The organism is Mesorhizobium sp. CA8 (assembly GCF_020164955.1).
Taxonomy (GTDB): Bacteria; Pseudomonadota; Alphaproteobacteria; order Rhizobiales; family Rhizobiaceae; genus Mesorhizobium.
This window is the reverse complement of the sequence record NZ_JAIUHG010000018.1, coordinates 51,149-68,429: the sequence shown is the minus strand read 5'-3', so window position 1 is coordinate 68,429 and position 17,281 is coordinate 51,149. Positions and strand designations below refer to the sequence as shown.

The 17,281-nt window shown below is 64.9% G+C and carries 18 protein-coding genes; 6 read left to right on the top strand and 12 right to left on the bottom strand.

From position 1 onward, the window contains the following. Positions 1 to 117 precede the first annotated feature (117 nt). Positions 118 to 816 carry a ribonuclease HII gene (locus LB553_RS19585; RefSeq protein WP_224515946.1) on the top strand — a complete coding sequence of 233 codons (699 nt, stop codon included), beginning with the start codon at positions 118 to 120 and terminating at the stop codon, positions 814 to 816. Positions 817 to 1,038: 222 nt separating this feature from the next. Here the strand turns inward: LB553_RS19585 and LB553_RS19580 are convergent, their stop codons facing one another. The 7 genes from LB553_RS19580 to LB553_RS19550 all read right to left on the bottom strand — a co-directional run bounded on the left by LB553_RS19580 (position 1,039) and on the right by LB553_RS19550 (position 6,728). Continuing rightward, positions 1,039 to 1,530 (bottom strand): F0F1 ATP synthase subunit B, encoded by a 492-nt coding sequence (locus tag LB553_RS19580; RefSeq protein WP_224515944.1) that lies wholly within the window; start codon positions 1,528 to 1,530, stop codon positions 1,039 to 1,041. 11 nt (positions 1,531 to 1,541) lie between these two features. After that, positions 1,542 to 2,123: a F0F1 ATP synthase subunit B gene (locus LB553_RS19575; RefSeq protein WP_224515942.1), complete on the bottom strand. Its 582-nt coding sequence runs from the start codon at positions 2,121 to 2,123 to the stop codon at positions 1,542 to 1,544. 61 nt (positions 2,124 to 2,184) lie between these two features. Beyond that, positions 2,185 to 2,409: a F0F1 ATP synthase subunit C gene (locus LB553_RS19570; RefSeq protein ID WP_027164582.1), complete on the bottom strand. Its 225-nt coding sequence runs from the start codon at positions 2,407 to 2,409 to the stop codon at positions 2,185 to 2,187. A 79-nt stretch (positions 2,410 to 2,488) separates the two neighbouring features. Then, entirely contained in the window at positions 2,489 to 3,250 is a 762-nt protein-coding gene (locus tag LB553_RS19565; RefSeq protein ID WP_224515939.1) for a F0F1 ATP synthase subunit A, read from the bottom strand. Positions 3,251 to 3,316: 66 nt separating this feature from the next. Continuing rightward, entirely contained in the window at positions 3,317 to 3,709 is a 393-nt protein-coding gene (locus tag LB553_RS19560) for an AtpZ/AtpI family protein (protein WP_224515937.1), read from the bottom strand. Between the two features lie 391 nt (positions 3,710 to 4,100). Further along, positions 4,101 to 5,282 carry a cell wall hydrolase gene (locus LB553_RS19555; RefSeq protein ID WP_224515935.1) on the bottom strand — a complete coding sequence of 394 codons (1,182 nt, stop codon included), beginning with the start codon at positions 5,280 to 5,282 and terminating at the stop codon, positions 4,101 to 4,103. Between the two features lie 171 nt (positions 5,283 to 5,453). Continuing rightward, a complete protein-coding gene (locus LB553_RS19550; protein ID WP_224515933.1) occupies positions 5,454 to 6,728 on the bottom strand; it encodes an MFS transporter in 1,275 nt (424 codons plus the stop codon). Positions 6,729 to 6,843: 115 nt separating this feature from the next. Here LB553_RS19550 and LB553_RS19545 point away from each other — a divergent pair, with 115 nt between their 5' ends. After that, positions 6,844 to 7,764, top strand: a complete 921-nt coding sequence (locus tag LB553_RS19545; RefSeq protein WP_224515930.1) for a LysR substrate-binding domain-containing protein — start codon at positions 6,844 to 6,846, stop codon at positions 7,762 to 7,764. A gap of 230 nt (positions 7,765 to 7,994) precedes the next feature. Here the strand turns inward: LB553_RS19545 and der are convergent, their stop codons facing one another. Continuing rightward, positions 7,995 to 9,425: a ribosome biogenesis GTPase Der gene (der, locus tag LB553_RS19540; RefSeq protein ID WP_224515928.1), complete on the bottom strand. Its 1,431-nt coding sequence runs from the start codon at positions 9,423 to 9,425 to the stop codon at positions 7,995 to 7,997. A 6-nt stretch (positions 9,426 to 9,431) separates the two neighbouring features. Next, positions 9,432 to 10,097, bottom strand: coding sequence for a tetratricopeptide repeat protein (locus LB553_RS19535; RefSeq protein WP_224515926.1), 666 nt, complete (start codon positions 10,095 to 10,097; stop codon positions 9,432 to 9,434). Positions 10,098 to 10,299: 202 nt separating this feature from the next. Here LB553_RS19535 and LB553_RS19530 point away from each other — a divergent pair, with 202 nt between their 5' ends. After that, positions 10,300 to 11,313: a polysaccharide deacetylase family protein gene (locus LB553_RS19530; protein ID WP_224515923.1), complete on the top strand. Its 1,014-nt coding sequence runs from the start codon at positions 10,300 to 10,302 to the stop codon at positions 11,311 to 11,313. A 23-nt stretch (positions 11,314 to 11,336) separates the two neighbouring features. Here the strand turns inward: LB553_RS19530 and sbmA are convergent, their stop codons facing one another. The 3 genes from sbmA to LB553_RS19515 form a co-directional block, all read right to left on the bottom strand. Beyond that, complete coding sequence (gene sbmA / locus LB553_RS19525; RefSeq protein WP_224515920.1) at positions 11,337 to 12,596, bottom strand: peptide antibiotic transporter SbmA; 1,260 nt, start codon at positions 12,594 to 12,596, stop codon at positions 11,337 to 11,339. A gap of 122 nt (positions 12,597 to 12,718) precedes the next feature. Then, entirely contained in the window at positions 12,719 to 13,834 is a 1,116-nt protein-coding gene (locus LB553_RS19520; protein ID WP_224515918.1) for a YbfB/YjiJ family MFS transporter, read from the bottom strand. Between the two features lie 257 nt (positions 13,835 to 14,091). Continuing rightward, entirely contained in the window at positions 14,092 to 14,292 is a 201-nt protein-coding gene (locus LB553_RS19515; protein WP_224515915.1) for a hypothetical protein, read from the bottom strand. A gap of 98 nt (positions 14,293 to 14,390) precedes the next feature. Here LB553_RS19515 and LB553_RS19510 point away from each other — a divergent pair, with 98 nt between their 5' ends. From LB553_RS19510 to LB553_RS19500, 3 genes are all read left to right on the top strand, one after another. Next, on the top strand, positions 14,391 to 15,305 hold the full coding sequence (locus tag LB553_RS19510; RefSeq protein ID WP_224515913.1) for a LysR substrate-binding domain-containing protein: 915 nt from the start codon (positions 14,391 to 14,393) through the stop codon (positions 15,303 to 15,305). Positions 15,306 to 15,431: 126 nt separating this feature from the next. Continuing rightward, entirely contained in the window at positions 15,432 to 16,688 is a 1,257-nt protein-coding gene (locus LB553_RS19505; protein ID WP_224515911.1) for an aminopeptidase, read from the top strand. Positions 16,689 to 16,789: 101 nt separating this feature from the next. Beyond that, complete coding sequence (locus tag LB553_RS19500; RefSeq protein WP_224515910.1) at positions 16,790 to 17,143, top strand: DUF488 domain-containing protein; 354 nt, start codon at positions 16,790 to 16,792, stop codon at positions 17,141 to 17,143. Positions 17,144 to 17,281: the final 138 nt, after the last annotated feature.

The window sequence follows — 17,281 nt, the reverse complement described above, 5'->3', positions numbered from 1 at the left end:
CGAAATTCCGTCCGGCCCTTGTCCCCCGGCCGTGAGACGGTGCCTTCCCGGTCCGACGCCCCATCCGACCCGGAAGGACTTGCGGAGAATCGGAGCCGATGCGAACCTCGCCGCACCATGGCTCGCGCGCGTTCCGATTCTCCGCTTCTCTTTGAAATGGTCGAGAAGCCCGACTTCTCGATCGAGACGAAGGCGATGGCGGACGGGCTGTGGCCGGTTGCCGGCATGGACGAGGCAGGCCGCGGTCCACTCGCTGGTCCGGTGGTGGCTGCCGCGGTGGTGCTCAATCCCGCCAGTATCCCGGAAGGCCTCGACGATTCCAAACGCCTCACCCATTTGCAGCGCGAGGCGCTGTTCCTCAAGATTCTCGCCTCGGCGCTCAGCGTCTCGATGGCCTCGATCAGCGCCGAAGGCATCGACAACAGCAACATTCTGAAAGCAAGCCTGGAAGCGATGCGCCGCGCCGCCGCGGGTCTCTCGCTGCAACCGAAACTCGCCTTGGCCGATGGCCGCGACGTTCCGCCTGGTCTCGCCTGCGAAGGCCGGGCGCTCATCAAGGGCGACCAGCGCTCGCAATCGATAGCCGCCGCCTCGATCGTCGCCAAGGTGATGCGCGACCGCATGATGTGCGGCTGTGGCGGCCACCACGAACATTACGGCTTCGAGGTGCATATGGGCTATGCGACGGTCCGGCACCGCACCGCCATCGAGGCGCACGGCCCGGTGGCGAGGCTGCACCGGGCCTCGTTCGCGCCGTTCCGGTTGGGCGGGGCCGAGATAGCAGAAGAGGAAGAGAGCTTCGCCGGGCTGGAATAATCTCCGCTCGTGAGGGGGAGATGGCCGGCAGGCAGAGGGGGTCATCGCGCGTGAAGCGCCGGCCTCCTTCCGCGGCAGCAAATGAAGTCGGCGCTCTACGTGAGAGGACCCCCTCTGTCGCCTTCGGCGACATCTCCCCCTCGAGGGGGGAGATCATCCGCGCCAACAAAAAAGCCGCCGGGTTGCCCGGGCGGCTTTTGACTGCGAAACTTCGAAGTCAGCTCAGTTCAGCTTGGCCTTCACGTCATTGAGCGCCGACTTGAACAGATCGGCGCCTGCCTTGGCATCGACCTTGGCGGCGAGCAGCGCGCGGGCGGCTTCGACGGCGATGTCGACGGCCGAGGCGCGCACTTCGCTGACGGCCTCGCGCTCGGCCTGGCTGATCTTCTGCTCGGCAAGCGCGGTGCGCCGGGCGACATAGTCCTCGGTCTTTTTGGCCGCCTCGGAAGCGAGCAGCTCAGCCTCGCGCTTGGCGGCGGCGACGATGTCGGCAGCCTCCTTCTCGGCTTCCTTGCGCTTCTGCTGATACTGACCAAGCAGTTGCTGGGCTTCTTCACGAAGCTTGCGCGCCTCCTCGAGCTCAGCGCTGATCTTGGCCGCGCGGGAGTCAAGCGACTTGGCGAGCATAGCTGGCACCTTCAGATAGATGACGGCGCCGAGAAAGATGATCAGGGCGATGGTGGCCCAGAGCGTGGCGAGTGATGTGGCGTCCATGATCCCTATCCTCACCGGCTCGCGGATTTGACCGCGGCCGCGATTTCGGCCTTGTCGGCCTTGCCGCCGACAAGCGCCTCGACGATGGCCGACGTCGTGTCCTCGGCGATCGTGCCGACTTCCTTCATCGCCTTGGCCTTGATCGAGGCGATGCTCGCCTCGGCCTCGCCAAGCTTCTTCTCCAGCTCGGCCTCGAGCTTCTTGCGCGTGTCCTCGGCTTGCGCCTTGGCGGCGTCGTTCGCCTGCTGGCCGATCTTGTTGGCATTGGCCTTGGCCTCCGCCAGCTCCTGCTCATAGGCAGCAACGGCAGCGTCCGCCTCGCCCTTCAGCCTTGCGGCATGGTCGAGATCCTGGGTGATGCGATCGTTGCGGACATCGATGATGCTGCCAAGACGCGGCATCACAACGCGCTTCAGGAACAGATAAAAGAGCCCGAAGGTGATGACCAGCCACAGGATCTGCGACGGGAAGGTCTTGGCGTCGAATGGCGGGAACGCTTCATGCTCCGCGGCAGGCACAGCGGTGCCTGCATGCGTATCGCCCTCGGCCGCGGCCGGCGCTGTTTCTTGCGCGTAGGCAGATGTCACGAACATCTCATTCCCCTGTCCATGGAACGGGGCCGCACCATGCGGCCCCTTTCGTCAGCTCTGGCTCTTACTTGAAGACCAGGAGCAGAGCGATCAGGAGCGAAAAGATGCCCAGAGCTTCGGTCACGGCGAAGCCGAAGATCAGGCGGCCGAACTGGCCGTCGGCAGCCGAGGGGTTGCGGAGCGCGCCCGAGAGGTAGCTGCCGAAGATGTTGCCGAGGCCGATGCCCGCGCCGCCCATGCCGATGCAGGCGATACCAGCGCCGATAGCAGCTGCTGCAGTTGCGTCCATTTCAAAACTCCTGTGGTTTCTCTATTCGTTGCAGTTGGTACGTTGGATATGCTGGCGCCGGGGCGCCGGTGAAAATCGATCAATGGCTCGGGTGCAGGGCGTCGTTCAGATACATGCAGGTCAGCACCGCGAACACATAGGCCTGCAGGAAGGCGACCAGCAGCTCGAGCGCCGAAAGAGCGACGGCCATCGCAAGCGGCAGGACCGAGCCGGCCATGCCCAGGGCGCCAAACGCGCTCAGGCTGACGACGAAGCCCGAGAACACTTTGAGCGTGATGTGGCCGGCCAGCATGTTAGCGAAAAGACGAACCGAGAGGCTGACCGGGCGCGAGACGAAGGAGATGATTTCGATCGCCACCACCAGCGGCAGAAGATAGCCGGGCACGCCATGCGGCACGAACAGCTTGAGGAAGCCGAAGCCGTGCTTGGCGAAGCCGTAGACGATGACGGTTCCGATGACCAGGATCGCCAGGGTGAAGGTGACGATGATGTGGCTGGTGACGGTGAAGAAATAGGGGAAGAGGCCGATCAGGTTGGCGACCAGCACGAACATGAACAGCGAGAACACCAGCGGGAAGAACTGCATGCCCTGCTTGCCGGCGGCATCGCGCAGCATGTTGCCGACGAATTCGTAGGCCATCTCGGAGACCGACTGCAGCCGCCCGGGGATAAGCGCGCGGCTCGCCGTGCTCATATAGAGGAAGGCCGAGGCCAGCACGATCGTCACGACCATGAACAGGGAAGAGTTGGTGAAAGAGACGTCGTAGCCGCCAATATGCAGCGGGATGATCGGATGGATCTGGAACTGGTGGATCGGATCGACCTTGTCAGCAGCAGCCACTTTAAATCCCCGTCAAAGCCACAACCGGCTTCTTAAGTTCACTTCAGCGCCTCGCGGCGCCCCACTTCATTCTTTCGGCTCGCGCGGCTTGCCGCCCTGGCCGAACTCGGATGTCAGTCCCGCCGAGCGCAGGACATTGAGTATACCGGCGCCAAAGCCCAGCAACAGGCCGACGATCAGACCCCAAGGCGCTGTTCCCGCCAGGCGGTCGATGATCCAGCCCAAGCCGACGCCGACCACCACCCCGGCGATGAACTCGCTGGACAGTTTCAGCGCCTGACCGTAACCGGTCGCAGCTTTCGCTTCGTCTTTCCCCTCGAGCCGGTCCGTGCGTCTCGCCGCAAGCGATGCTTCGAGATCGCGCCGGCGGCGCTCAAGTTCGTCGTCGCGGTTGGTGGCTTCTGGCTGCCTGCCGCGGCCGGTTTCTCCGGTTCCGTCTGGCCCGGTTTTGTCGGCCATCGCAACCCCCCTGCCCGGGCAGACGATTGCCGTCCGTCCGCTTCTAAAGTCGCCGGCAACATAGTTAGAGGGTCCGCGCCCGTCAAGCCACGGGCGGAACTTCCAAGCGATGTATTTTTTGCAATCAAATCAATTAGTTATCGAGGTGCGACATCGTGCCCTTCACGCCCGCGTGAGGACTCGACGCGAATCCGCGCGACGAGCCGCGCCCGCCGGGGCATTCCGGGCGCCGGAGGGAGGACAGCCGGAGGCGTCGTTTAGGCGGCTCGGCTCGAGCCGCCTAAAGCGCGTCGCGATCTTTCAGATTCGCTCCATGCGCTTTGGGTTTTGATTTCGCGCATGTCTTTGTCCCGAAACCGCTTACCACTTTCTGGAGACATGCTTTACCGGCTCAGCTCCAGCCGCCGCCATAGGTACGATAGAAGATATGCAGGCCGATCCTGGTCATGCGCTGCATGGCGCGCGCCCAGCCCGGATGGACGTAGTTGGCGTAGTAATGCGTCGACGAGCCGACCTCGGGAATGAAGATCTTGCCAGCAGTCACGGCCATAGCGACCTCCTGGGCGGTCTTGTAGGAAGCCTGGTCGGTGATGCTCTTCTTCCTGCCGTCGCAGGCGAAGGAGAACTGACAGCGGTTGAACCAGTCGTCGTTCTGGTAGACGACGCCGCAGATGGTCTTCGGATAGGCCGGGTTGCGGACGCGGTTGAGGATGACCTGGGCGACCGCGGCCTGGCCGCGCACCGGCTCGCTGCGCGCCTCGAAATAGATGCCCTTGGCGAGGCATTCCTGTTCCGGCTTGGAGAAGACGGCCGCCGGCAAGGGATTCTGCATCCAGGCGTGGTCACCCTTGCCCATAGGCGGGATGAAGCGGCCGTTGTTCGGATCGTCCTGCAGCAGCGCCTCGAAGGGCGAAGCCTTGGCGTAGTCGGGCGCCGACTGCGCATAGGCGGTGGCGAGGATGTCCGGCTTATCGTTGTTGACGAGTGCGACGAGAGCCGCCGGCAGATCCGGATCCGGCTTCTTGTCTTCGCGCAGATGGAAGGCCTGGGCGATCTGGACTTCCTTGCCCTTGATGCCTGGCTTGGCGAAGGTGAGCTTCAGGTCGCTGTCCATCGCGGGACGCAGCAGCGAGGAGGTGCGCTTGAAAATCGAGCCAGCGCTGAAATTTTTGGGCGGCGCGACCGGCGAGACCTGGACGATACGGCCCTTCTTGTCGGCGCGCACGACACGGTCCTCATCGGGCGTCACGCCTGCGGCGCTGCCCTTGCCTCGGAAGGCGACGGTGCCCACGCCCGGCAAATTCACGCCGGAGCCGGAGAGCGAGCCGGTGGTGGTGGAATCGACGAAAGGCATTTCGGCCGCATGCACCGAGCCGGCGGCGGATTTCTCGATATAGGCGTTCCAGCGGGTGTCGGACGATTCCAGGCCGGAGATCAGGCTTGCCATATCCTGAAAGGCGACGGCCGACGGAAAGCCGATCCAAATGCCGAGCCCGAGCACCAAAGGAGGAAGAAAGGAACGTTTTTTCGCAACGGCGGCGGCGGCAAGCCGCATGGAAACGCGTCGATGCACTGAACTCTCCAGAACGCTACTGACCCCGGAGAGCCAAAATGAAGCATTAACCTTGATGCGGGGTTAACGACATCGATCATGTTCTTTTCATGTTTGAGGAAAGCCGGCTTGCGATTTCCACAGCGGGCCGATGAGGAATCAGGCCTGGGTGGGTGCATCAGTTTGAGTGAATCAGGCCTCGCGCAGGAAGATCGGCCAGGCGAGCGCCGCGCAGAAAGCCGCCGCAAGCCACACGCCCGGCCATGCGAAGACCACCAGCAGCCACGGAATAGCGATCGGCACCAGGCAGAAGCCGATGAACACAAAACTGTTGGCAAGGCTGAGCGCGGTGCCGACATGACCGGCGCCGGCAAGCGTGGCAAGCTCGGTATAGGCGACCCCGTGCCAGGCGGAGACGGATATGCCGGCGACGACGACCATCAGCGGAAGCAGCGGCAGCAGCAATGGCGATCCGGCGGCGCCGATCACCAGCAGCCACAGCGCCAGGAAGGCTAAGGCGCTCAACGCGCTGCAGACTTTCAGGAACGGCCGGCGGGCGCCGTGGCGGTCGGTGAAGCGGCCGCTCCAGACGCGCATCGCCATGGCGCCAGTCTGCACCGCGGCAAGGCTGGCGCTGGTCACAAAGGTGCCCATGCCGGCGAAGTCATGCAGGAAGACCGAGGCGAAGGTCAGCACCGCGACCTGCGGAAAGCAGAGCAGCCCGATGGCGGTCGAGATGCGCCACACCTCGATGTTGCGCAAGGGCGCCGGGCCGCTTGCGGTAGTGGTGGGGTGACCGCCGCCTTCCACCGGCGGCTCGTGCACCCAGCGCCAGGCAAAACAGGCCGAGAGCGCGGAGACGACCGCAAGCAGGCCGAAGACCGCGGTGAATCCCAAGCTCAACGCCAGCGAAGGCAGGACAAGCGCGCCCAGCCCGCCGCCAAGCGGCACCGCCGTCTGCCTGATGCTCATGGCGAAGCCGCGCTCGCGCTCGCCGAACCAGCCCATGATGGCGCGGCCGCTGGAGCCGTTGACGCTGCCGCCGAGCAGGCCGACGACGAGCAGGCTTGCCGAGAGCAGCGCGACGCCGGGTACCGCCATTCTTGTCGGCACGACGAGCATGGCCATTATGAAGAGCCATGCGGCCGTCGCGCCGAGTCCGGTCAGGAGCACGCGGCGGTCGCCCCAGCGGTCGGTGAGCACGCCCCAGGGCAGTTCGCTCAGCGCAACGCCGAGGCCGAGCAGCCCAAGCGCAAGGCCGAGCGAGGCGTTGTCGAGATGGTAGCCCTGGCGCATCACCACGGCGGTCGCCGGAAGGCCGGAGAAGGTGGCGGAGAAGCCGGCATTGGCGGCGACGCCGATGCCCAGAACTTTCCAGCGATGGTTGGGGCCGAAGGCGCGGCGGCCGGAGGCGCCGGCGCATGCATCAGGCGGTTGGCAGTGGTTGCGTGCGACGATGGCGGACATGGTTCCATTCCCGTGACGGCCGGCTGACGGCTTGACCGACCGGATGTAGCGCCATAGCTTCATCCATAAAATCAGGAAGTTTTTGACCAACAATCCTGAAAATCTGGACAGTCTCATGCGCCGCATCACATTCGACCTCGATGTCCTCAGGACCTTCGTCACCGGCATGGAGTTGGGCAGCTTCGCCAAGGCGGCCGAACGGCTCGGGCGCTCGACGTCCGCCGTCAGCGCACAACTGAAGAAGCTGGAAGAGCAGGCCGCGACGCCGGTCTTCCGCAAGGCGGGACGCGGCCTGGCGCTCACCGAGGCCGGCGAGACGATGCTTAGCTATGCGCGGCGGCTGATCGAGCTCAATGACGAGGCAGCCTCCGCTATTCGCGACGTCGAGCTGGAAGGCTGGGTGCGGCTCGGCCTGCAGGAGGATTTCGGCGAGGCCGTGCTGCCCGAGGTGCTCGGCCGCTTCGCCCGCGCCCATCCCAAAGTGCGCATCGAAGCGCGGATCGGCCGCAGCCACGAGCTGGCCGAGCGCGTCCTGTCAGGCAATCTCGACATCGCGCTTGCCTGGCATGACGGCACGACCCTGCCCTACAGCCGACATGTCGCCGACGTGCAGGCGCGCTGGATCGGCCCGGCCAAGCCGATCGAGGCAGGTCAGCCCGATGGCGAGCCGCTGCCGCTGGTGGTGTTCGAGGCGCCTTGCCTCTTGCGCACTGTCGCGACCGAAACGCTGGACCGCGCCGGCATGCCCTGGCGCATGGCTTTCTCCAGCCCCAGCCTCGGCGGGATTTGGGCGGCGGTGGCGGCGGGTCTCGGCCTGACGATCCGCACCGACATCGGCCTGCCAGCCAATGTCAGGGCGATCGCGCCGGGCGTGCTTGGGCTGCCGGCGCTGCCGATGATGGCGCTGCACCTGCATCAGAAGGACGCCGAGCTCGACCCGGTGGCGACGCGGCTGGCGGAGATTCTCTTGCAGGCAGCGCTGGAGATGCTGCCTGAGGGGGCGCGAACCGGCGATGGGCTGCGGGAGGTCGCGTGAGGTCTTGGCCCCTATCGCGCTCGTCATTCGAAGCAAGGAGCGAAGCGACGCGCGCAGACCATGGAATCCATTCCGTTACCTTGCGCGAGGGATGCAGCGGTGCAGAATTCTGAACCGCCGCGGCGCCTCGAAGTCACGGAATGGATCCTCGGGTCTGCGCGCGTCGCTTCGCTCCTTGCTCCGCCCGTGGATGACGACTGGAGAGGCGTTGCCGCTATCCGCTTAAGCCCTCAGCGCTTCTTCGCCCTGCCCGCAAACGGATTGTCCGAGGTGCGCAGCGCCATGCGGATCGGCACGCCGGGCATGTCGAAGGCCTCACGCAGGCTGTTGGTCAGATAGCGGACATAGGATTGCGGCATCGCGTCCGGCCGCGAGCACGAAACGACGAAGCCCGGCGGGCGGGTCTTGGCCTGCGTGACGTATTTGATCTTCAACCGGCGGCCGGCAACGGCGGGCGGCGGGTGATGCGCGAGGATACCTTCCAGCCAGCGGTTGAGCTTGCCGGTCGAGACGCGGCTGTTCCACACCTTGTGCGTCTTGATGACGCTCTCCATCAGCTTGTCGAGGCCGCGGCCGGTCTCAGCCGAGACCGTCACCGCCTGGATGCCGCGCACCTGCGGCAAGAGCCGCTCGGTCTTTTCGCGCAGCTCGGCCAGCAATTCCTGCGGATTGTCGATCAGGTCCCATTTGTTGAAGGCGATCACCGGCGCCCTGCCCTCGCGGATGATGAGATCGGCGATCTGCAGGTCCTGCTTCTCGAAGGGAATGGTGGCGTCTAGCACGATGATGACGATCTCGGCGAAGCGGATGGCGCGCAGGCCGTCCTGCACCGAGAGCACTTCCAGCTTTTCATGGATCCTGGATTTGCGGCGCATGCCGGCCGTGTCGAACAGCTTTATCCTGCGGCCACGCCAGTCCCAGTCGACCGAAATGGAGTCGCGCGTGATGCCGGCTTCCGGGCCGGTGAGCAGCCGCTCCTCGCCGATCAGCGCATTGATCAGCGTCGACTTGCCGGCGTTCGGGCGGCCGACCACGGCGATGCGCAGCGGCTTGGTGTCGTCATAGGGTGCTTCAGCGTCGGGGTCGGCGATGTCCTCGCCGATCAGCACCTCGCTGGCGGCGATCTCGTCGCTATCGTCTTCCTCGTCCTCGCCGAAGGCGCGTTCCTCGCCGAGCGCTTCGATCACCGCATCACGCAGGTCGGGCATGCCCTGGCCGTGCTCGGCCGAAACCGGGATCGGCTCGCCAAGGCCGAGCTCCCAGGCCTCCAGCATGCCGCCCTGAGCGCCGCGCGCCTCGGCCTTGTTGGCGACGAGCACCACCGGCTTGCCCGATTTGCGCACCACCTCGGCGAAGGTGCGGTCGTCGGGCATCAGGCCGGATTTGGCATCGACCGTAAAGAAGATGAGGTCGGCCTCGCGGATCGCGATCTCGGTCTGCTGGCGCATGCGGCCGGGCAGCGTCGAGGCGGCCGCGTCCTCGAAGCCGGCGGTGTCGATGACATCGAAGTGAAGGTCGTAGAGTTTTGCCGCATGGACGCGGCGGTCGCGCGTCACACCCGGCGTGTCGTCGACAAGCGCCAGCTTCTTTCCGACCAGCCGATTGAAAAGAGTCGATTTGCCGACGTTAGGCCGGCCGATGATGGCGACTTTGAAGCCCATCCCGGATCACGAAGCGTTGCCCGACCCGCGGATCAGCTCGGACATCAGCTGTGCCCGCTGGCGCACATTGCGCGGGGCGGCTTCGTCCGAAGAGATCTGGTCGAACACTTTGAGCGCGTCGGCCGACTTGCCGTCCTTCCAGGCGGCAAGGCCGAGCGCCTCGCGCGCCGAATGGCGCAGCGGATTGGTGTCGGCGGTGAGCGCCTCGATGCGGCTTGAGACGTCGGCATAGGAACCGTGATCGACGAGCAGCAGCGCGGCCCTCAGCCGCGCGATGTCGCGGATGCCGGCGGGAATGGCGTTGTCGGCGGCGACCTCGTCGAAATCCTTGACCGCGCCATCGACGTCGCCCTTGCCGGCCTTGACGGTCGCGGCGCGCATGCGAGCGAGCAGCGGATAGGCGCCGTAGCCGTCCTTCTCCAGCTGATCGAGCGCGGCGATCGCCTCATCGTTCTTGCCGTCATTGGCGAGCTTCAACGCAGCCGAGAAGGCGTCGCCCGAACGGTTGGCGCGGGTTTCGTCCCAATAGCGATAGCCTACGACAGCGGCGGTGCCGAGCACGACGAGGATGGCAAGGCCGAGTATGGCCGGGCCGAAACGATCCCATAGCTTCTGCGCCTGCTCGCGACGAATCTCTTCGTTGACTTCGCGGATAAAACTGTCGTCCGACATCAATCAAAACCATTGCTGCCCCGGAAGGGGGCGCTTCTTGAGCCCGCGTTTTAGCGAAATTTCGTCGGCATGGAAGGGGGCGGGCCGGAAAATCGGCTGGGGATGTCCGGCGCCGGCGGAGCTTGCCCGAACGCAACCGCGCCACATTTGCGCGATAGCCGGCTTCCGATCAGCCGGAGACGTCCCCGCCAGAAGGTTGCCAATGCTTCGTTCGTACCGCGTCCTTGCATTCAGTCTCGCCTCGCTCGCCTCAGCCAATGTCGTCTTCGCCGATCCGCCGAAATCGCCAGCCGCTTTGCCGGCCAACCCCAAGCAGGTCGTGCTGATCTCGTTCGACGCCGCCCGGGAGATCTCGCAATGGCAGCGCAGCCGGGCGCTGGCAAAGCGCACGGGCGCGCATTTCACCTATTTCCTGTCCTGCGTCTTCCTGCTCTCTCCCGAGACGCGGCTGCAATATGCCGGCCCCGGCAAGGCCGCCGGCAAATCCAATGTCGGCTTCGGCGCCTCGAAACAGGATGTCGCCGAGCGGCTGGAACAGGTCCGGCTCGCCGCGGCCGAAGGCCACGACATCGGCAGCCATGCCTGCGGCCATTTCGACGGCAAGGACTGGAGCAAGGCCGACTGGCTGGCCGAATTCGCGTCCGCGCGGCGCATTTTCGAAAACGCCTATACGATCAACGGCATTTCTCCCGAGCCGCCCGGCTGGCGCGATTTCGCCCGCCATACCGTAACCGGTTTTCGCGCGCCCTACCTGTCCACCGATAAGGCGCTTTACGAAGCGCTGCCCCAGGCTGGCTTTGACTACGACGCGAGCGGCGTCTCGAACGGCCCGGCCGTGCCGCCAACGAAGAACGGCACCACCCGCTTTGCGCTGCCGCAGATTCCGGAAGGGCCGAAATCGAAGCCGGTGGTCGCCATGGACTATAATCTCTACGTCCGCCACTCGAACGGCTTGGAGAAGCCGTCGATGGCGGACGAGTTCGCCGACCGCGCTTACCGGACGTTCCACGCCGCCTTCGAGGCTCAGTACAACGGCAAGCGCCTGCCGATGGAGCTCGGCTTCCACTTCACATTGATGAATAACGGCGCCTACTGGAATGCGCTGGAGCGCTTCGCCGGCGACGTCTGCGTGAAGGCGGATGTCGAGTGCATCAGTTTCCGCGACTATGTCGCGCGCCAGCGCGCCGGCAATGCGCAGGCGAGTGTGGGCGGCTGAGGCGCCCACGGTCTAGCTTCAGCTCAGGCGGGATCCTCCGCGCCGTGACGGGCAAGATAGCGCTGGTCGATGTCTGGCAGCGGTTCGCCCTGCAGCGTCGCTTCGAAGGCGCGCAGACGTTTATGGACCGACTGCAGCTCGACGATCGTCGACCAGGAATTTAGCAGGAACTGCAGCGAATTCGTGACCTTGCCGAACGCGTTCGATATCTGGTTCAGGGCACCGAAGGTGATCTTGTGCGCAACCAGCGAAGGCCCGAGGATCAGCAGCGAGAAGATGTTGTCGGCCTGCAGGTAGGTGTATCGCACGACATTGAAGTAGATGTAGTGAAAATAGAGCCTGAAGTAGTTGCGGCGCACATTGGCGAATAGTTCCGTGGTCGTCGCCGGCTGCGCCCGGTCGGGATGGTCCTCGCCATAGACGAGTTCCTTGCGGTAGGCCGCCTCGACACGCTGATTGCGGAATTGCAGGCCGGGCAATTTGAGGCCGGCGATCATGACCGAAATCGTTCCGAACAGACACCAGCCCAATGCGGCAACGACCAGCGGCTGCGGGACCGTGCCGATGATCGGCAATTCGGTGATGTGGGCCTGCAGTTGAATCAAGACTGGCAGAAAGGCGATCAGCGTCATGATCGACTGGACGAAGGTCGAGCCGAGATCCTCCATGATCTGCGAGAAGCGCATCGTGTCTTCCTGGATACGCTGTGAAGCGCCCTCGATGTGGCGCAGCCGGCCCCAGTTGGCCATGAAGTAATCGTTCATCGCGGTGCGCCAGCGGAAAATCCAGTGGCTGACGATGAAGGCATTGACCACCTGCACGTTCATGCCGACCAGCGCCAGCCAGGAGAAATCGGCCAAGCCCTTGTAGAATTCGGTGTCGGTCGAGGCCGTCGTTCCCGACATCAAGCCCTGAACGTAGTCGAAGAACGGGCCATACCAATTGTTGACCGCAACCGAGACCTGAACGTTGAAGTAGATGAAGAACAGGATGACGGCAGTCATCAGGATCGACCAGTTCTGCCACGGGTGCGGGGCGTACCAGCTCCAGAAGGCGTAGAAGATCACCACGCAGGCCACGAAGTAGATGTAGAACCACAGGAACGGCTTCGACCACAGCACCGCGATGCCGATAATGGGGGGCGTGCCGGCCGCTACCGGGGGCAGGCCGAAGACGGCGCCCAGCTGCTCGCCGCCGAAGAACCAGAACAGGATCGCGGCAAGGCTCCAGACGGCGGCCGATGTGAAGAAGAGCTTCGGCTGCGGGAAGAAGGATACGAACACTGTGGCGGGTTTCCTCGGTCTGACCGCAAATCAGCGGCGTTGCAGTTCGGCGGGCATAAAGTCACACATTAGGGGGAAAGAAAATGCCCGTGCCAGACGCCCGGCATCGAACAAACCGCAAATCATGGCGATTTTGGCGCGGCCGACGAGGCAATGACGCCGGAGGCGAGCAGCGCCGCCGCCGCCATGATCGAGGCAAGCACGTAATTGCCCGAGGCCTGGGCGAGCAGGCCGGCTGCGATCGGGCCGACGATCTGGCCAAGACCGAAGGCTGCCGTCATCACCGCGAAGATGCGGCGCGGCGCCCTGGGCGCGAGCTGCCTGCCCATCTGTAAGCCCAGCGCCGTGATGGCGATGAAGGTGCCGCCGAGCAGGACGCCGGCAATCAACGGTCCGGATGCGCCCTTGACGACGACGCTGGCGGTGACGCCGACCACCTCGACCAGGCAGCTCGCGGCGTAAGCGGCAGAGAGCCCTATCCGGCCGGCGAGCTTCTGCCAAAGCCATGTCGAGGGAAAGCCGGCGAGGCCGGCGACCAACCAGACAGTCGCCTCGAACACGCGCCCGCCGCCGCCCTGGCGGACGATGGCGACCAGGAAAGTGGCCGTCACCACATAGCCGAAACCGAACAGCCCGTAGGCGACGATCATCTTCACCAGGGACCCATCCTTCGGCAGCGCCGGTTCGCGCCCGTCGGCGACATTGGCCGGGGTGGCCGAGCCGGCAAGCAGCGCGACGACAAGCAGGCCGACGGCCGAAAGCGCTCCAGACCAGAGCCAGCCCGCGGCCCAATCCGCATGTTCGGAGACGAGGATCGCCAGCAGCGCCGAGGACGCGGCAATGCCGAGGCCCACGCCGCCGAAATGCAGCGCCTGCAAATCGCCGCGGCCAACTTCAGCCAGATGGCTGAAGACGATCGAGGCCATGAACACCATGACGAAGGCGCTGGCGAGGCCGGCGAGTAAGCGGATGACGAGGAAGGCGGCCATGGTCTCGTTGAGCCCCATCAGAGCCGCGAGCACGGCGCTGGCGGCGAGGCCGGCGAACATCAGCATGCGCTCGCGGCCATGCGCCCAGCCGCCGGCCGCGGCCAAAGCGCCGATGAGATAGCCGATATAATTGGCGGATGCGATCCAGCCGGCATCGGCCGGCGTCAAATGCAGCTCCTCCATCATCCCGGGCAGGATAGGCGTATAGACGAAGCGGCCGATGCCCATGGCGACCGCGAGCGCGACCATGCCGGCGAGAGCAAGCCGTAAGGGAGATGGCGAGGCGTTCATTGCGGTGCAAAATAGTTGTGTGCGCAGGCGAAGCAACCGTGCTTGCGTTGGGCCAAGCGCAGGCGTCCCCTCACCCAGCCTCCGCTTCGCTCGGCTGACCTCTCCCCGGTGGGGAGAGGAGCCTGTCGGTGCCGGCGCCATCTCTTCTCCCCTTGGGGAGAAGGTGGCCGCGAAGCGGCCGGATGAGGGGGAGTGCCGCCGAAAAGGCGTGTAACTCAGCGCCCAGCTGCACCCATCGTCTCATATGCGGTGCGGCGGGCCGTCAGCCGGAAGGGCATATCGCCGAGCTCGCGCTCCGACATGGTGTCGAGCACCGGATGCGACAGCGGATCGGTGATCCAGCGAGCGATCTCGCCGTTGTCGCGCGGCCTCGCCTCGGCGGCGGAAAGCCCTCTCAGGAAACATGAAATCTTCATGGGGCTACCTCATGGTTCAAGGCTGTTTCGGCTAAATTCTGCGCTTTCCTATCGGGTTTCAATTTGAGATTTCGGTCCGTTCACTTTAGAAAAGCTGGATGGCTATGCTGAACCGCGTCCATCTCAACGGCCTGCGCGCTGTGGAAACCGTCGCCCGGCTGGGATCGCTGGCGGGAGCCGCGGCGGAGCTTAACGTCTCGGTCAGCGCCGTCAGCCAGCAGGTCAAGCGCACGGAAAAGCAGTTGGGACAGGCGCTGTTCGAACGGACGCCGGGCGGGCTCGTGCCGACGGAATTCGGTGCCGCCTTAACGGCGCGGCTCAGCGCCGGCTTCCGCGAGCTTGCGCAGGCGGTGGCGATGGCCGACGAGGCCAACGAGTGCACGCTGGTCGTCTCGGTGGCGCCGGCTTTCGCGTCGAAATGGCTGCTGCCCCGGCTGTCGCGGCATTTCGCGCGACACCCGAATGTGCTTTTGCGCATCGACGCATCGGGCAAGCTCTCCGATCTCGACTATTCCGATATCGACGTCGCGATCCGGATGGGCGACGGCGACTGGCCGGGCGTGCATTCGGAACTGCTGCTTGCGCAGGAAGTATTTCCGGTCTGCGCTCCCTCGATCGCGGCCAGGCTGAAGTCGATCGGCGACCTCGCGCAGACCTGCGCCATCACCGACGAGCGTTCGATGTTCAGCTGGGACGGCTGGTTCGAGGCGGCCGGCGTCGAGCCGGTCACTTTCCAGAAGGGCGCGCGTTTCACCGACCCGATGCTTTGCCTGGAATCGGCGATCGCCGGCCACGGCGTGATGCTCGCCTGGCAGTTGCTCACCGCCGACGCGCTGGCCGACGGCCGGCTGGTCGCGCCCTTCGGTGTGCGAGCCGAAAGCGGGCTCGGCTACTGGCTTGTGACCTCGGCCAGCAAGAGCGAAAGCCGCAAGGTGCGTGATTTCAAGGTGTGGATCCGCGAGGAGATCGAGGCGACCATGGCGCAGTTCCGGGCGTTGGACAGCGCCGCATAACCGCTCCGTACTCTTCAACGACGCGGTTCGTCCTGCTTGAGAGCAGGCCCAGTTGATCGCGGTGGAAAGGTCAATCGCAGCGATCTATGTAAGGATGAGAACCCCAACATAACGGCAGGCAAGATCATGACCACACATTCGCGCGGCGTTTCGGCAAGCATCGACCCGGTGAAGCTCGATAGGCTGGCGGAAGTCGCCGTCAAGGTCGGGCTGCAGCTGCAGCCCGGTCAGGACCTGGTGCTGACCTCCTCGATCGCGGCACTGCCGCTGACCCGCCGCATCGTCGAGCACGCCTATAAGGCGGGCGCCGGGCTGGTGACGCCGATCTTCAACGACGACGAGATCACGCTGGCGCGTTTCCGCTATGGGGCGGACGCCGGCTTCGACCGCGCCGCCGGCTGGCTCTACGAAGGCATGGCGAAGGCGTTCTCCAACAATGCGGCGCGGCTCGCCGTGCGGGGCGAGGATCCGTCGCTGCTCTCGTCACAGGATCCGGCCAAGGTGGCGCGCGCCAACAAGGCGAACTCGATAGCCTACCAGCCGGCGCTGGAGAAGATCACCGGCTTCGACATCAACTGGAACATCGTCGCCTATCCCGACCTTGCCTGGGCTCGCCAAGTGTTTCCGGGCGAGCCCGACGACGTCGCGGTGGTGAAGCTCGCCGACGCCATCTTCTCGGCCTCGCGGGTCGATGTCGAGGACCCGATCGGCAACTGGAAGGCCCATAACGCCGCCTTGGCCGAGCGCACGAGATGGCTCAACGAGCACAGTTTCCACGCGCTGCATTTCACCGGACCGGGCACCGACCTGACCGTCGGGCTGGCGGACGGCCATGAATGGATGGGCGGCGCTTCGACGGCGAAGAACGGCATCACCTGCAACCCGAACATCCCCACCGAGGAGGTCTTCACCACGCCGCATGCGAGGCGCGTCGAGGGCTACGTCTCCTCGACCAAGCCGCTCTCCTACCAGGGCACGCTGATCGACGACATCTCGGTGCGCTTCGAGGGTGGGCGGATCGTCGAGGCCAAGGCCTCGAAGGGCGAGGACGTGCTGCAGAAGGTGCTCGACACCGACGAGGGCGCACGGCGGCTCGGCGAGGTGGCGCTGGTGCCGCATTCCTCGCCGATCGCGAAGAGCGGGCTGTTGTTCTTCAACACGCTGTTCGACGAGAACGCCGCCTGCCATATCGCGCTCGGGCAGTGCTATTCGAAATGCTTCGTCAACGGCGCATCGCTCAGCCAGGACGAGATCGCGACGCGCGGCGGCAACAAGAGCTTCATCCACATCGACTGGATGATCGGCTCCGACAAGATCGACATTGACGGCGTGGCCAAGGATGGCAGCCGGGTGCCGGTGATGCGCAAGGGCGAGTGGGCGTAACGGTACTTTTGTTGCGCAATTCCGAACGGACGGCCACGGCGAAGTTGCCGAGCCCAACCGCTGCACACTTTTCCCGGAATTGTTTGGCAAAGGAGGCGTAAGTGGCCTTCGACATTGCGGTGAAGCGTGTCTATGAGCCGCCGGCGAAGGCCGACGGCCAGCGGGTCCTGGTCGACCGGATTTGGCCGCGCGGCGTCAGCAAGAAGGACGCGGAACTGACGCTATGGCTGAAGGAGATCGCGCCGAGCGACGAACTGCGCAAATGGTTCGGGCACGAGCCGGAGCGCTGGGGCGAGTTCCAGAAGCGATATCGGGCCGAGTTCGACTCCAACAAGGAAGCGGTGGCGCAGCTGCGTGGCCTGGTGCGCGAGGGCAAGGTGACGCTGCTCTACGGCGCGCATGACGAGGCGCACAATAATGCGGTGGCGCTGGCGGACTATTTGCGAGGGGCATGATGTATCCCGCTACGTTGGCGATCGGCGAAAGCGGCGGCGACATCTGATCTCCCCCCTCGCGGGGGAGGTGCCCGGCAGGGCAGAGGGGGGCTGTCCCTCCAGCGTCTCAATAATCAAACCGAATATCAAGGCAGGTTC

Bases quoted from the DNA above. Each gene is read 5' to 3' on its own strand.
- LB553_RS19585 (WP_224515946.1), top strand. From the start codon at position 118: ATGGCTCGCGCGCGTTCCGATTCTCCGCTTCTCTTTGAAATGGTCGAG.
- LB553_RS19580 (WP_224515944.1), bottom strand. From the start codon at position 1,530: ATGGACGCCACATCACTCGCCACGCTCTGGGCCACCATCGCCCTGATC.
- LB553_RS19575 (WP_224515942.1), bottom strand. From the start codon at position 2,123: ATGTTCGTGACATCTGCCTACGCGCAAGAAACAGCGCCGGCCGCGGCC.
- LB553_RS19570 (WP_027164582.1), bottom strand. From the start codon at position 2,409: ATGGACGCAACTGCAGCAGCTGCTATCGGCGCTGGTATCGCCTGCATC.
- LB553_RS19560 (WP_224515937.1), bottom strand. From the start codon at position 3,709: ATGGCCGACAAAACCGGGCCAGACGGAACCGGAGAAACCGGCCGCGGC.
- LB553_RS19550 (WP_224515933.1), bottom strand. From the start codon at position 6,728: ATGTCCGCCATCGTCGCACGCAACCACTGCCAACCGCCTGATGCATGC.
- LB553_RS19545 (WP_224515930.1), top strand. From the start codon at position 6,844: ATGCGCCGCATCACATTCGACCTCGATGTCCTCAGGACCTTCGTCACC.
- der (WP_224515928.1), bottom strand. From the start codon at position 9,425: ATGGGCTTCAAAGTCGCCATCATCGGCCGGCCTAACGTCGGCAAATCG.
- LB553_RS19535 (WP_224515926.1), bottom strand. From the start codon at position 10,097: ATGTCGGACGACAGTTTTATCCGCGAAGTCAACGAAGAGATTCGTCGC.
- LB553_RS19530 (WP_224515923.1), top strand. From the start codon at position 10,300: ATGCTTCGTTCGTACCGCGTCCTTGCATTCAGTCTCGCCTCGCTCGCC.
- LB553_RS19520 (WP_224515918.1), bottom strand. From the start codon at position 13,834: ATGGTCGCGCTCGCGGTCGCCATGGGCATCGGCCGCTTCGTCTATACG.
- LB553_RS19515 (WP_224515915.1), bottom strand. From the start codon at position 14,292: ATGAAGATTTCATGTTTCCTGAGAGGGCTTTCCGCCGCCGAGGCGAGG.
- LB553_RS19510 (WP_224515913.1), top strand. From the start codon at position 14,391: ATGGCTATGCTGAACCGCGTCCATCTCAACGGCCTGCGCGCTGTGGAA.
- LB553_RS19505 (WP_224515911.1), top strand. From the start codon at position 15,432: ATGACCACACATTCGCGCGGCGTTTCGGCAAGCATCGACCCGGTGAAG.